The sequence below is a fragment of the Chryseobacterium sp. 22543 genome, assembly GCF_052044565.1.
Classification (GTDB): Bacteria; Bacteroidota; Bacteroidia; order Flavobacteriales; family Weeksellaceae; genus Chryseobacterium.
On record NZ_JBQENH010000004.1, the window covers coordinates 596,141 to 608,944 of the forward strand.

At 35.6% G+C, this 12,804-nt stretch carries 14 protein-coding genes; 9 read left to right on the plus strand and 5 right to left on the minus strand.

The window, feature by feature from the left end; genetic code table 11:
- Positions 1 to 19: 19 nt before the first annotated feature.
- The 4 genes from ACTJIP_RS17190 to ACTJIP_RS17205 form a co-directional block, all read right to left on the minus strand.
- The gene (locus tag ACTJIP_RS17190; protein ID WP_180564869.1) at positions 20 to 2,605 is read right to left on the minus strand and encodes a tetratricopeptide repeat protein; all 2,586 of its coding nucleotides are present in this window, start codon (positions 2,603 to 2,605) and stop codon (positions 20 to 22) included.
- Positions 2,606 to 2,755: 150 nt separating this feature from the next.
- Complete coding sequence (locus ACTJIP_RS17195) at positions 2,756 to 3,319, minus strand: Maf family nucleotide pyrophosphatase (RefSeq protein WP_077413217.1); 564 nt, start codon at positions 3,317 to 3,319, stop codon at positions 2,756 to 2,758.
- 8 nt (positions 3,320 to 3,327) lie between these two features.
- On the minus strand, positions 3,328 to 3,846 hold the full coding sequence (locus tag ACTJIP_RS17200; RefSeq protein WP_047380044.1) for a KdsC family phosphatase: 519 nt from the start codon (positions 3,844 to 3,846) through the stop codon (positions 3,328 to 3,330).
- Complete coding sequence (locus ACTJIP_RS17205) at positions 3,836 to 4,585, minus strand: Rossmann-like and DUF2520 domain-containing protein (protein WP_219071983.1); 750 nt, start codon at positions 4,583 to 4,585, stop codon at positions 3,836 to 3,838. Before ACTJIP_RS17205 ends, ACTJIP_RS17200 begins: the two co-directional genes overlap by 11 nt.
- 182 nt (positions 4,586 to 4,767) lie before the next feature.
- On the opposite strand from ACTJIP_RS17205, the gene ACTJIP_RS17210 reads away from it, so the two are divergent.
- From ACTJIP_RS17210 to lepA, 5 genes are all read left to right on the plus strand, one after another.
- Positions 4,768 to 5,319, plus strand: a complete 552-nt coding sequence (locus ACTJIP_RS17210) for an RNA polymerase sigma factor (RefSeq protein WP_047380042.1) — start codon at positions 4,768 to 4,770, stop codon at positions 5,317 to 5,319.
- Positions 5,320 to 5,337: 18 nt separating this feature from the next.
- Positions 5,338 to 5,880: a hypothetical protein gene (locus ACTJIP_RS17215; RefSeq protein ID WP_077413215.1), complete on the plus strand. Its 543-nt coding sequence runs from the start codon at positions 5,338 to 5,340 to the stop codon at positions 5,878 to 5,880.
- A gap of 6 nt (positions 5,881 to 5,886) precedes the next feature.
- On the plus strand, positions 5,887 to 6,396 hold the full coding sequence (locus ACTJIP_RS17220; protein ID WP_077413214.1) for a hypothetical protein: 510 nt from the start codon (positions 5,887 to 5,889) through the stop codon (positions 6,394 to 6,396).
- Positions 6,397 to 6,496: 100 nt separating this feature from the next.
- The gene (locus tag ACTJIP_RS17225) at positions 6,497 to 7,516 is read left to right on the plus strand and encodes a hypothetical protein (RefSeq protein WP_440704872.1); all 1,020 of its coding nucleotides are present in this window, start codon (positions 6,497 to 6,499) and stop codon (positions 7,514 to 7,516) included.
- Positions 7,517 to 7,638: 122 nt separating this feature from the next.
- A complete protein-coding gene (gene lepA / locus ACTJIP_RS17230) occupies positions 7,639 to 9,435 on the plus strand; it encodes a translation elongation factor 4 (RefSeq protein ID WP_077413212.1) in 1,797 nt (598 codons plus the stop codon).
- Between the two features lie 53 nt (positions 9,436 to 9,488).
- Here lepA and ACTJIP_RS17235 read toward each other — a convergent pair whose 3' ends face one another.
- Positions 9,489 to 10,130: a DUF1579 domain-containing protein gene (locus ACTJIP_RS17235; RefSeq protein WP_440704873.1), complete on the minus strand. Its 642-nt coding sequence runs from the start codon at positions 10,128 to 10,130 to the stop codon at positions 9,489 to 9,491.
- A gap of 123 nt (positions 10,131 to 10,253) precedes the next feature.
- On the opposite strand from ACTJIP_RS17235, the gene ACTJIP_RS17240 reads away from it, so the two are divergent.
- The 4 genes from ACTJIP_RS17240 (at position 10,254) to ACTJIP_RS17255 (ending at position 12,804) form a co-directional block, all read left to right on the plus strand.
- Positions 10,254 to 10,949, plus strand: a complete 696-nt coding sequence (locus ACTJIP_RS17240; RefSeq protein ID WP_034694004.1) for an NUDIX hydrolase — start codon at positions 10,254 to 10,256, stop codon at positions 10,947 to 10,949.
- Positions 10,950 to 11,275: 326 nt separating this feature from the next.
- The gene (locus tag ACTJIP_RS17245) at positions 11,276 to 11,818 is read left to right on the plus strand and encodes an NADAR family protein (RefSeq protein WP_180564864.1); all 543 of its coding nucleotides are present in this window, start codon (positions 11,276 to 11,278) and stop codon (positions 11,816 to 11,818) included.
- 28 nt (positions 11,819 to 11,846) lie between these two features.
- Complete coding sequence (locus ACTJIP_RS17250) at positions 11,847 to 12,395, plus strand: 2OG-Fe(II) oxygenase (protein WP_428168391.1); 549 nt, start codon at positions 11,847 to 11,849, stop codon at positions 12,393 to 12,395.
- A gap of 73 nt (positions 12,396 to 12,468) precedes the next feature.
- The gene (locus tag ACTJIP_RS17255; RefSeq protein ID WP_077413207.1) at positions 12,469 to 12,804 is read left to right on the plus strand and encodes a hypothetical protein; all 336 of its coding nucleotides are present in this window, start codon (positions 12,469 to 12,471) and stop codon (positions 12,802 to 12,804) included.

Genomic DNA, 12,804 nt, shown 5'->3' on the forward strand with positions numbered 1-12,804 from the left:
AGATCTTCGCTTTTTTATTTTATTGAGGTCTTGGCGGTGCCTTTGACCCAGGTTTGGTTTCTGTTGATTTTTTATTTTTTTGCTGCTGCTGGTCAGGATTTCCCTGTTGTGGAGTAGGATCCATATTCAGAGTTTTTGTACTGATATTTTCCAGCTTTTGTACTTTTCCATTGTTCATTTGCGGAATGCCGGTGTTCTGGGCATTAGGTTGTACAGGTGCTCCTGCGGGTTGTTGAGGGACGGCATTTCCTTTATTATCCGTTGCCTGGAAGCTGAGGTCGCTTTTCAGATAAATCAACATTTCTTTAGCTCTTATCCCTTCAGGAGTTTTAGAATAATTCAGGGCAATCTGTTCAAGCTGCAGAATCATTACTTCCTTTCCACTGGATTTTCCTGCATTGAATGCATTGAGCAGGTACAATTTAGGAACTAGTGCATCTTTAGGAAATTTTTGAAGAGTCTGATCTATGACCTCCTTACTTTCCAAAAATTTTTCCGATTCAAATAAGGCATATGCTTTTTTATATTCATTTTCAACTTCCTCCGTTGATTTTACGAACGATTTGTTTTTAGGATTTCTGGCAAATTCAGCATAAGAAGTGTAAGGATAATCCGCCAACAGAATTTGTTTCGCTTTTTCAGATGCCTGTGGATTTTTCTCATAATTCATGGCAAAAATTTCATACAATGCCTGTAGCATTACCTTTTCTTCCGGTTTTACATCTACAAGATCATACAGCGTTTTTGTCGCCAGGGGAGTGTTGGTAAAATAATTCTGATACATGATTCCCAGACCTAATGAAGCGGTATCTCTGTCCTTTTTCAATTGGGATAATTTACCCTGATCTGTTGGGATCTGCTCAATATAGTAAGAAGGTTCAAAACGTCTAGGATTAGGTGCTGAAGTTACCCCCAACGCTTCATTCTTCATATCTTCAATGGAAGCCATTTTCTTGGAAAAACGCCAGTTATCAGCAAGAGCACGATCTCCCCAAACTTGTTTAAAGGTAGAGGTTCCTTTGCTTACAGTACCGGTATTTCCGAAGTAAAATCCTTTGGTAGTTACTCCGAAATCCTCAAAAGCATTAGAGCTGTTAGCAAAAATAGAATTAGCGCTATAATCTCCGGTATCAAATCCTTTGTTCCTTTCTGCGCGTCTTCTTTCCTGTTCCTCTTTTTCTTCTTTAATCTTTAATTTTGCTATATATTTTGTGAAATAGTCTGTTTTCTGGCCTTCATCCATCTTTGCCAGTGAAAGAATACTGTCATTCTTTTTGATCAGATAATAATTCCTTGAAATCTTTTTGATGTAGGCAGACTGATCTTTTAAAAGGATTTTTGATGGTTCATACGTCATTACGGCAAGAGCAGAATCATAATAGCTTCCGGCCCCGATGTAATCATTCTTGTCAAGATAGCTTTTTCCTATTTCGTAATAAGCCAATCCACGGATCTGAGGGTCAGACACCTTTTCAAACAGTGATTTTCTGAAGAATTGCTGGGCTTCTTCTTTTTTTCCTGCTTTGTTGGCCATTAAGCCTAAAGCATAATAAAATTCATTTTTTCTGGAACCATAAGTACCTTTTTTACTGATTCCTTCCAGATAGTTTTTGGCTCCGGCATAGTCACCTTTACCATTAAAAGTTTTAGCAATGGCAATCTGAGATTTTACTTCAAATTCAAAATCATTGGCATATTTATAAGCTGCGGTATAGCTTTCTCTTGCTTTATCATTCTGGTTCAGATTTTCTAAAACCTGGCCTCTCAGATAAGCAATTCTACTCTTTAGTTTTCTGTTGCTGTTCAGTTCAAAAGCTTCATCAAGCTCTTTGGCTGCCTCTTCCTTTTTACCTGCATCCAGCAGAGATTCAGAATAATAGATGCTCAGCAGTTTTGCATAGCTTTTATTAATGTCTTCTCCTTTCAGTTTAGCAAAAGTTTCATGAGCTCTGTGATAATCTTTGATTTGGTCATAGGCAAGCCCCTGATAAATTCTTGCCAGTGCAATTCTTTTATCGTCTTTCATATGGGTGAACACATAATTAAGAGCATCCAGCGCTTCCAGGGATTTACCTCTATAAATTCTCGCTTGGGCAAGAATCATATAGGCATCGAAAATCTGCTTGTTTTTTTCTTCACCATTTCTGGTCACAGAATATTTATTAATCGCTTTTAAAGCTTTTGCTTCCGCAATTTCAAGTGTAGTAGCTCCTTTACCTTGTTCTCCTTCAGGCCTTGCAGGGGTATTTCCCTGAGGTCCACCAGGGATATTCGGCACTCCGGAATTTCCTCTTCCTGAAGGTTTGTTGGCTACTTCAGCCATTTTCATGGAGTTTTCGGCAAAAGCCTCTGATTGTCCAAGATCACTTCCCAAAGGTTGTTCTTCATAGGTAAGAATAGGTATATAAGGAGCATAAAAATTGTCTTTATGTCCCTTATCTCTGGTTGTAAACTCACTGTTTAACGCATCTTTCGCATTAAAAAGAGTGTTGTAATATGTGGAAAATCCTTTCAATAGTTTTGATCGCTGCTCCGGCTTTTTTGTTTTGGTAGCACAGGAAGCAACAAGGCATATCACTAAAAGGAATAATATATTCTTTTTCATTATTCAATTATAACTTGCTAATCTGCTTTTTATTATCAGCAGTTTGATGATTTTGTAAAAATAATAAAATTTTATAATGAATAATATTTATATTTCTTGTGGAAATATTTTATTTCTTCTTTAACTGATATTCGAAACTTCAATAATTTCTTAAATCAGGGAGGTTTCTTTCAATATTTTATAAACAAGATGAGTAGGAAGTCCCATAATGGTATAAAAACTTCCTGTAAGGCTGGTGATCTTTGCCATTCCCAGCCATTCCTGAATACCATAGCTGCCCGCTTTATCAAAAGGCTTATAGTTTTGAACGTAATAGTTTATTTCCTCATCGGAGAGCTCATCAAGTGTAACGTCAGCAACATCAGTTTCTGTAATGGATTTATCTGCAGTTTTGATGGTGATCCCTGTATAAACCTGATGGGTCCTTCCAGAAAGGCTCTGAAGCATTTTGTAAGCGTCAGCTTCGTCTTTAGGTTTTCCAAGAATCTGATTATCAATAGCTACAACAGTGTCAGCGGTCAGCAGAACTTCATCTGCTTCCAAGTGTCTGAAAGCATCAGCTTTTAAATCAGATAGATAAGCTGCAGCTTCTTCTATTTTTATATGTTCCGGAAGAATTTCTTCACAGTCTATTTTTACAACTTCAAATTCAAAACCCAGGTTGGAAAGAAGCTCCTTTCTTCTTGGTGATTGAGAGGCTAAAAGTAATTTCATACCGGTAATTATACAGATTGAGTATTATCGTCATGCCAGTTTCCCTGAACCTTCATCACCTGTTCAATCACATCACGTACAGCTCCGGTTCCTCCTTTTTTCGGGGAAATATAATCGGAGATTCCTTTTACTTCAGGAACTGCATTTTCAGGACATGCCGCAATAGCCGAACTTTCCATAATATGAATATCCGGAAGATCATCACCCATAGTCAGGATTTCTTCATTTTTAAGATTGTGTTTTTTCTTAAAATCTTCAAAATCATCTATTTTGTTGTGGGATTTCGGATAGTAATCCTGGATACCCAGGTAATTGATTCTGTGTTTTACCATTTCATCATTTCCACCGGTAATCACTCCAATCAAATAATTGTTTTTTAATGCTTTCACTACTGCATATCCGTCCAGAACATTCATTACTCTGCACATATTTCCTCCGGGAAGAAGATAAACACTTCCGTCTGTGAAAACGCCGTCAACATCAAATACAAATGCCTTAATATCTTTTAATTTCTCTTTATAACTCATACATTTCCTGAATAGAATGATTCATTGTTTTATAAATTTTAAGACTTTCGTCTTTTAATAACTTTTCATGCAGCTGTAAAATTCTTACATCATTTCTCACTGCAGGGCCAGTCTGTGCCTGTTTGGGTTCAATTTCATAAATTTTCTGAACCGTTTCATCAATCAGCGGTAAAAAATAATCAAACGGAATATCCTGAGAATCCGAAATTTCTTTAGCTCTTGAAAAAAGATGATTCACAAAATTACAGGCGAAAACAGCCGTTAAATGAATGTATTTTCTTTTTTCGTGGCTGCTTTCCATTACTTTCTCTGAAATCTGTGAAGCGAGATCAAGCAATATTTTTTGATCTCCCTCATTTTCTGCTTCTACGAAGAATGGTATTTTTTCATACTCCAGTTCTTTTGATTTTGAAAAAGTCTGCAAAGGGTAGAAGCTTGCTTTCCTGTACTCACCAGACAAAGCTTCTTTTGGAAGTGATCCTGATGTATGGGCAACCAAACAGTCTTTTCTGGAAATACTCTTTGAAACTTCTTCTATAGAATTATCACTGACACAGACGATATAAAGATCTGCTTCCTCCAGATGATCTGTGGAATAAGGAATATTTAATTCTTCTGAAATCTTACTCAATTCTTTTTCGTTCCTGCCAAAAATCTGGGCCAGGGGAATACTTTTCAAAGTGAAAGCTTTTGCCATATGATAGGCAACATTTCCGGAACCGATGATTACAATTTGCATATAACAAATATAAGATTTTAAGCTGAGCCGGAAAAGGAAGATGTCCTCAGAAATCTCACACTTCAATATAGGCACGTTTATTGCGTAAGTGTCTCATATTATTTTAAATATTTAAATTGAAAATTGAAGTTTTAATTTAACTTTCAGTTATTTTTGTAATCCAAAACAATGTAAGGCATCTCATGAAGATTAAGGACGCGGAAATTATTTCGTTGATGCAGAATCCACGGACCCAGGATAAAGGTGTCCGGGCCTTGATGGATGCCTATCAAAGCAGATTGTACTGGCATATAAGAAGAATTATTGTGGACGGAGATCTTGCACAGGATACTTTGCAGGAAACTTTTATTAAAGCTTATCAAAATTTTCATCAGTTCAAAAATGATAGCCAGTTGTATACCTGGTTGTACAGAATTGCAACCAACGAAGCATTGCAGCAGGTGAATAAAATGAAGAAGATGCAGAAAACTGATGAAGATCCGGAGTATCACATGCAGAATCTTGTAGCTGATAATACGGAAGGAGATGCCGAAGAAATACAGCTTTTGCTGCAGAACGCCATACAAAGCCTGCCCGAAAAGCAGAAACTGGTATTTATGATGCGGTATTATGATGATTTACCCTACGAAGAAATATCAAAAATTGTAGATATGTCGGTAGGAACATTGAAAACAAATTATCATTATGCCAAACAAAAAATAGAAGATTATATTAAAGAAAATTACGAAAGATAATTTTTTGACCCAACAAAGATGAAAGAGTTCGACATAGAAAAATTAGAGCGTAAAAACATTTACACAGTTCCTGATAATATGTTTGAAAATATTCAGGAGAACGTTATGAATGATATAAAGACAAGTAAAAAAGCACCTGTCTTTAAGCTGAACTGGATGTATGCTGCAGCGGCATCACTGGCTTTGATCTTTGGAGCAACTTATGTTTTTAATTCAGATAATGATTCTACGCAAAAAGGATTGAATTCTGAAACAACATATACAGCCAATACCAAAGAACCAAAAACAGAGGGCGAGCTTGCTTACGAAACTTTAAAATCTGATTTAACTTCTGTTGAAAATAATAATCAAACAGTTGGAAATCAAAAGAGTAACAATGTTTATGCTTCTAAAAATGTAAGCGAAACTGAAAAAACAATCGAGACACCCAAACCGGTGAAAACCGTGAATAAAAAAGTAGAAACACAAATGAATGAATATCTGGACTCGTTTTCTAACTCTGAAATTGCAGAGCTAGCAAGTAATTCGACTCAGGACGTTTATTTGGATATTTATAATTAAAAGAAAATGAAAAAGATATTATTGACGTTTTTGATTATTTATGGCTTTGGATTAAATGCCCAAAGGACTGATTACGACTGGAAAAAGATGGACCCTAAGGAAAGGAAAGAAGTCATCAATAATCTTTCTCCGGAAGAGAGAAAAGAGCTCCTGAAAAAATTCAGGAACAATATGATTATGGATAATCTGAATGTCGATCCAGGTGATAAAGCAGAATTTACACAATTGTATAACGAATATCTGGATAGCCAAAAGCAAATCAAAAGTCAGTTTAATTCAAGCTTTGATCCTGAAACTCTAACGGATGAAGAAGCAAAGGCCAAATTGCAGCAAAGCTTTGAAGTAGGACAAAAACTGTTAGATAACAGAAAAAGGTATGCAGAAAAAATGCAGCAGGTAATTCCCTGCCAGAAAGTTCTGAAGTTGTTTCAATCCGAGAAAATGATGAAGGATAAAATGGATGAAAGAAAACCTCATGGAAACAATAATGCTTCGGGACCTAGACAAAACCCATAATAGTTTATTTTTTTAATGTTGGACGGCTCTTACAGATCTTTCTGTGAGAGCCGTTTAATTTTTACAACAAAAAAAATTACTTTTACCAGAAAGTTCACATATGAAAAAAACACTTTTCTTTTTATTATTTTCGATGGTATTATTGGGACAGAAAATAGAAACAATTGATCTTTCAAAATCTATTAAAGATAATAAAAACTCTATTAAAAGTTTTACGGTGATAGATGAAAGAGCAAATCAGGAAGTCGGAATGGTCATGTATCATAAAGACGAGGTGAAAATTATTTTCGAAAATAATGCCGGCAAAGACATAACAGATTGGTTTTATAAATACAATCCGGTAAGAGGAAATGATGACATGGTTCTTTTGCTGGAAAGGTTGAATATCTCAGAAGACAAAAAAGAAAAATACTCTATCGGAAAGCTTGAATTAAGAGCAAGTACATTTATTAAGAAAGAAGATGGATATCATTTTATTGACAGAAAAGATACAATAGCAACAGTTTCATCACGTATAACGCCCTATTTAGCCCAAAGCCTGTCCAGAAAAGCGACTTTAATTCTTACTGATCTGTTTAAAGAATCTTATAAAGGAGAACCATGGGAATTTAGTGTTTCAGAAAGTGATCTTCCTAGCTATGGCTCTCTATTAAAAGAAAAACTTAGCATCCTGAACGCAAACGAATTGAAAGAAGGGGTGTACAAAGATTATTACAGCTTCTTTACCCATAATCCTGAACCCGGATTTACTTTGCAGGCTAATGATAAAGGAGTGGTGACAAAAGCAGTAAAAGGAGAGGAGAAAACGGGGATAAGACATTTTTACGCTTTTGTGTATAAAGGAATAGCATATAAAAATATTCCTGTTGGTTACACTGAGATTTTTAAAGATGAGAACGGTGTTTTTATTGAAGTAACAAAAGCAGAACTATTTCCTGAAACAACTGCAAGTGGTGTCACCATTGGAGTTGCTGCAGGTGGTTTGGTGGGAGGTGTTATTGGCGCGGTCATAGATGTTAGTCTCTCAAATAAAAAAAAGAATACTTTAGGCCCCAAAGTTTATCTTGATCCTTTTACAGGAAATTACCTGTTGCCGGAAGACTTTGGTAAAACCAAATAATATTGAAAAAGGGAAAAATTGAGCTTCTCTTCCTATTGTTATCTGTGTTTCAGTTAAAAGAAAGAATTAGAATGAAAAATTCTCTTGCATTTTCTTATCTTTGCAAATTACAAGATTCTTAAATGAAAAACATACGAAATTTTTGCATAATCGCTCATATCGACCACGGTAAAAGTACCCTGGCAGACCGTCTATTGGAGTATACGAATACCGTTACCCAAAGAGAACTACAGTCTCAGACGCTTGATGATATGGATTTGGAGAAAGAACGTGGGATTACAATCAAGTCGCACGCCATCCAGATGGATTATGAGTATAAAGGAGAAAAATATATTCTAAACCTTATTGATACACCGGGACACGTTGACTTTTCTTATGAAGTTTCCCGTTCTATTGCTGCCTGTGAAGGAGCACTTCTTATTGTTGATGCTGCACAGAGTATCCAGGCACAAACCATCAGTAATCTATACCTGGCATTGGAAAATGATTTAGAAATTATTCCAATTCTTAATAAAATAGATCTTCCGTCAGCAAACCCTGAAGAAGTAACCGACGAAATTATGGGCCTTTTAGGGTGCAAATATGAAGATGTTCTTAGAGTTTCTGGAAAAACAGGTGAGGGGGTTCATGATTTGCTTGAGCAGATTGTCAACAGAATTCCTGCTCCGGTTGGAGATCCCAATGCTCCGTTACAGGCACTAATCTTTGACTCTGTTTACAATCCGTTCAGAGGAATTGAAGCGTATTTCAAAGTAGTAAACGGAAGTATTTCTAAAAACGAGAAGATAAAATTTTTCGCGACTGGAAAAGAATATGGTGCTGATGAAGTGGGAACTTTAAAACTAAAACAGGTTCCGAAAAAGACAATTGAATGTGGTGATGTAGGGTATATTATTTCCGGGATTAAAGATGCAAGAGAAGTGAAAGTGGGTGATACCATTACCTCTTTTGTGAATCCTGCTGCTGCTGCAATTGACGGTTTTGAGGAAGTAAAACCAATGGTTTTTGCAGGAATTTATCCTATTGAATCTGAAGATTTTGAAGAATTGAGATTCTCATTAGAAAAATTAAGACTGAATGATGCTTCTTTGGTGTTTGAACCCGAAAGTTCTGCAGCATTAGGTTTTGGTTTCCGTTGCGGATTCTTGGGAATGCTTCATATGGAAATCGTGCAGGAACGTCTCGAAAGAGAATTTAATATGAATGTAATTACTACAGTTCCCAACGTTTCATATCACGGATATTCTAAAAAAGATCCTGAAACGGCAATGTTAATCAACAACCCATCTGAAATGATTGATCCCAATCTTTTAGACAGAGTTGAAGAGCCTTATATAAAAGCTTCTATTATTACCAAATCGGATTTTGTGGGTGCAGTAATGACGCTTTGTATCGAGAAAAGAGGGGAAATTGTAAACCAAAGCTATTTAACAGCAGACAGGGTGGAATTAACATTCAATATGCCTTTGGCTGAAGTTGTTTTTGACTTTTACGATCGTCTGAAATCTATTTCAAAAGGATATGCATCATTTGATTATTCCCCAATCGGAATGCGTTCTTCTAAATTGGTGAAAATGGATATCCTGATCAATGGTGACATGGTAGACGCACTGTCTTCATTGATTCACGATTCTAATGCTTATTACATTGGTAAAAGAATGTGTGAAAAGCTTCGTGAACTGATTCCTAGACAGCAGTTTGATATTGCAGTTCAGGCAGCATTGGGAGCCAAAGTAATTGCTAGAGAAACCATTAAAGCCTTAAGAAAAGACGTTACCGCAAAATGTTATGGTGGAGATATTTCCAGAAAACGTAAGCTATTGGAAAAGCAGAAAGAAGGTAAGAAGAAAATGAAACAGATTGGTAGAGTAGAAGTCCCGCAATCGGCATTCATGGCTGTATTAAAACTAAATGATTAATTCATTATAAAATAAAAACCGCTTCAGACGAAGCGGTTTTTTTATTTCCTGATTTATTTTTTACGGGTATATTTTATTTCCATGGTTTTGTACTCTTTGCCTGTTTTGGAATCAGGGCCGTACATTTCCAGTTTTTGATTATTATCATCTACAAATGTGAAAACTTCCCTGAAATCACAATCTTTTCCTGGTCTTGAGGGGTCAGTCATTTTTCCTTTAAACTCAACTGATTTTGTGGATGCATTCCATTCTCCTTCTCCATGCATGATTCCCGTTCCCATATTGTCTATCCATGTACTGATCAACTTCTTCTTTGAGTTGTCATATCCTACAATACTCATCCCTTCAAAAGGCATTCCCATAAAGTCACCTTTGTGATTAGTGATCTGATAACGTCCACCATACATCATTTTATTGGTTGCCTCGGATTTACTCATCATAGGTTTTGCTCCGTTTTCCATCCACATTGTTGTTTCTCCAGTCCAGGTTCCATCAGATTTGGCCAGCATTTTGTGCATTTCTCCAGGAGTAGAATACTCCATCCAGGCTTTCATAGCTGTTGCAGAATCTACAGGTTTCCATTCAGAGGTCGAAGTAGAATCGGCTTTGTCAGTAGTATTAGCAGCAGTAGTTTTTCCTTTCTCACATGCTGTTAATAAAAAAGCAATAAAAAGAATTGTTAATACATTTTTCATAATGATTTAGTTTTAAGATGGTTAGAATGATAACTTAAAGATAGGAACTTTTATTATAACCGAAATTATTTTTTAATTTGAGCATAAATCGTAACTTTGTGTATTCGTAACGCAAATTAATTTATGGAGTCTCCAAAAAAATTACAGGATATAAAAGTGGCTGTAGATGCCGTTATTTTCGGATATTTTGATAAAAAAGATCTTCAGATCCTTCTGATTAAAAGAAATATTGAACCTTTTAAAGGTGGATGGGCTCTTCCGGGAGGACTTGTTCTTGATGATGAAAGCGTAGATGACGCCGTAAAAAGAGAACTCTATGAAGAAGCAGGCATAAAACCCGATTTTCTGGAACAACTCTACACATTTGGTAATCTGGGTCGCGATCCGAGAAACAGAGTAGTTTCTGTAGCATATCTGGGCCTTGTGAACCCATCTTACCATGAATTGTTTGCAGATTCTGATGCTGAAGACGCACAATGGTTTAGTATTAATAAACTTCCTTCAGTTGCTTTTGATCACAAAACAATCATTGAGACTGCCTTAAAGAGACTTCGTACAAAAATTCAATACCAGCCGATCGGTTTCAATCTTCTCAACGAAGAATTTCCTTTTTCAGACCTTGAAAATCTTTATAAAACCATTGTAGGACAGGAAATCGACAGAAGAAATTTCCGTAAGAAAATCATGAGTTACGGACTGTTGAACGAAACGAATAATGTTAAAAAAGAAGGAAGTGGCAGACCTGGAAAGCTTTTTACTTTCAATAAAGAAAAATATAAAGAGCTTGAAGAACAGGGTTTTTATTTTGAAATTAAATAGTTTTAAACACAAATTTCACAAATTAGTTTACACTAATGGTCACAAATGCATAGGAGAAAAAAAAGAATTATATAAGAAAAATCACTCAAAATACATTCAATAGGAACGGGCTTTAGCCCGTTTTTTATGATCAAATTCTATCAGTTTTAGCCTAAATCAATTAAAGATTAGGGTCATTGTGATAAAAATTAGCGTTATCCGTGTTTTATAAAATAAATTTTTACAACTGAAAATCAGTAGTTTATGTATATTAGCGTAAAATTAACACAAATAAATTTGGCGCAAAGACTGATAAAATTTTAAATTTGTGTATAAATAACGCAATCATGAAATACACCATACAAAATATTACAGAACGGTTTCAGAAGAAAGAAAGAATAAAATTTCTCTTTTTCTGGGGACATACGGCAAAAGATATGGTAACCAAATCATGCTTCAGCCAATGGTTTCCCGGAAAATTTGAAGAAAACGGGATCATTTATAAAACGGCAGAGCACTATATGATGGCCGGAAAAGCAAGGTTATTTAATGATCCTGAAACGGAAGAAGAAATCTTAAAGGCAGCTACTCCTAACCAGGCAAAAGCTTTAGGCCGAAAAGTAAAAAACTTTGATCCGAAACTTTGGGATGATTATAAATATGAAATTGTAACTCAGGGAAATCTTTTGAAGTTTTCTCAAAATCAGAAATTTAAAGACTTTCTTTTGTCAACCGGAGATAAAATTCTTGTGGAAGCGAGTCCTTATGACAGAATCTGGGGAATTGGAATGCTGGAAACAGACAGCAGAGCAGAAAATCCTTTATTATGGAACGGAGAAAATCTCTTAGGATTTGCTTTAATGGAAGTAAGAGATCAATTAAAAAACTAAAACACATCACCAATACAAAATAGGAATCATGGAAAAAATAGAATTACACCCACAGATATTTCTGATTGAAGATTTTCTGACCGAAACGGAATGCAATCATTATATCAGTCTTTCGCAGGAAAAAGTTTTTGAAGAAGCAAAAATCAATGTATTTGGACGTCAGCAGATGAATAAAGGAGTCAGAAATAATGACCGACTGATGATTTTTGATGAAACAATGGCTGAAGATCTGTTTAAAAAGGCAACCGAATTTCTGCCTCAGGAACACGATGGATATCAGCTTCTTAACTTTAATGAAATGCTTAGGGTCTATAGATATGCTCCCGGACAGCAGTTTAAAATGCACAGGGATGGAAGTTATATCAGAAATGAAAAAGAGAAAAGTTTTTACACCTTTATGATCTATCTGAATGATGATTTTGAAGGAGGAGAAACAGAATTCGAAAGCCTGTTTACCATAGCTCCGAAGAAAGGAACAGCACTGATTTTTCATCATCCTCTGAGACATGAAGGAAAGACCTTGATTAGTGGACTGAAGTATGTTTTAAGAACGGATATCATGTATTCTAAAGAATAAACATTCTTAAAAAATGGCATTGCTATGTCTTGTTTAATTAGCGTAATATTAACACAAATAAAAATATTTGATCATGGAAGATGAATTAAAACCCAGATTTATCGAATCATTACAAAGAAATAATGATCAGATCAGAGAAGACCGTGCAAAGATCATCGGAGCAGATTCCGAATTGATTTACAGACGCAGAGTTGAAGATATCGAATTAAAAATCAAAAGACTCGAGCGCGAACAGGAAGGGCTTATAGATATCAGTCCTCTAGACAGGAACAGTCTGACATTCGCGGATTTCAATCCCGAATCATTCGTTCAGAAAGACATGGAATTATCATTAACAATCAGAAACCTTAATATTCAGCTTGAAGTAACCCAGAAGAGATTTGAATATTTATTTGGAAAAACACTATAG

What these genes read in the sequence shown, in the direction of transcription:
- ACTJIP_RS17255 (WP_077413207.1), top strand. Translation starts at nt 12,469, where the DNA reads ATGGAAGATGAATTAAAACCCAGATTTATCGAATCATTACAAAGAAAT.
- ACTJIP_RS17240 (WP_034694004.1), top strand. Translation starts at nt 10,254, where the DNA reads ATGGAGTCTCCAAAAAAATTACAGGATATAAAAGTGGCTGTAGATGCC.
- ACTJIP_RS17220 (WP_077413214.1), top strand. Translation starts at nt 5,887, where the DNA reads ATGAAAAAGATATTATTGACGTTTTTGATTATTTATGGCTTTGGATTA.
- ACTJIP_RS17235 (WP_440704873.1), bottom strand. Translation starts at nt 10,130, where the DNA reads ATGAAAAATGTATTAACAATTCTTTTTATTGCTTTTTTATTAACAGCA.
- ACTJIP_RS17245 (WP_180564864.1), top strand. Translation starts at nt 11,276, where the DNA reads ATGAAATACACCATACAAAATATTACAGAACGGTTTCAGAAGAAAGAA.
- ACTJIP_RS17195 (WP_077413217.1), bottom strand. Translation starts at nt 3,319, where the DNA reads ATGAAATTACTTTTAGCCTCTCAATCACCAAGAAGAAAGGAGCTTCTT.
- lepA (WP_077413212.1), top strand. Translation starts at nt 7,639, where the DNA reads ATGAAAAACATACGAAATTTTTGCATAATCGCTCATATCGACCACGGT.
- ACTJIP_RS17215 (WP_077413215.1), top strand. Translation starts at nt 5,338, where the DNA reads ATGAAAGAGTTCGACATAGAAAAATTAGAGCGTAAAAACATTTACACA.
- ACTJIP_RS17210 (WP_047380042.1), top strand. Translation starts at nt 4,768, where the DNA reads ATGAAGATTAAGGACGCGGAAATTATTTCGTTGATGCAGAATCCACGG.
- ACTJIP_RS17205 (WP_219071983.1), bottom strand. Translation starts at nt 4,585, where the DNA reads ATGCAAATTGTAATCATCGGTTCCGGAAATGTTGCCTATCATATGGCA.
- ACTJIP_RS17225 (WP_440704872.1), top strand. Translation starts at nt 6,497, where the DNA reads ATGAAAAAAACACTTTTCTTTTTATTATTTTCGATGGTATTATTGGGA.
- ACTJIP_RS17200 (WP_047380044.1), bottom strand. Translation starts at nt 3,846, where the DNA reads ATGAGTTATAAAGAGAAATTAAAAGATATTAAGGCATTTGTATTTGAT.
- ACTJIP_RS17250 (WP_428168391.1), top strand. Translation starts at nt 11,847, where the DNA reads ATGGAAAAAATAGAATTACACCCACAGATATTTCTGATTGAAGATTTT.
- ACTJIP_RS17190 (WP_180564869.1), bottom strand. Translation starts at nt 2,605, where the DNA reads ATGAAAAAGAATATATTATTCCTTTTAGTGATATGCCTTGTTGCTTCC.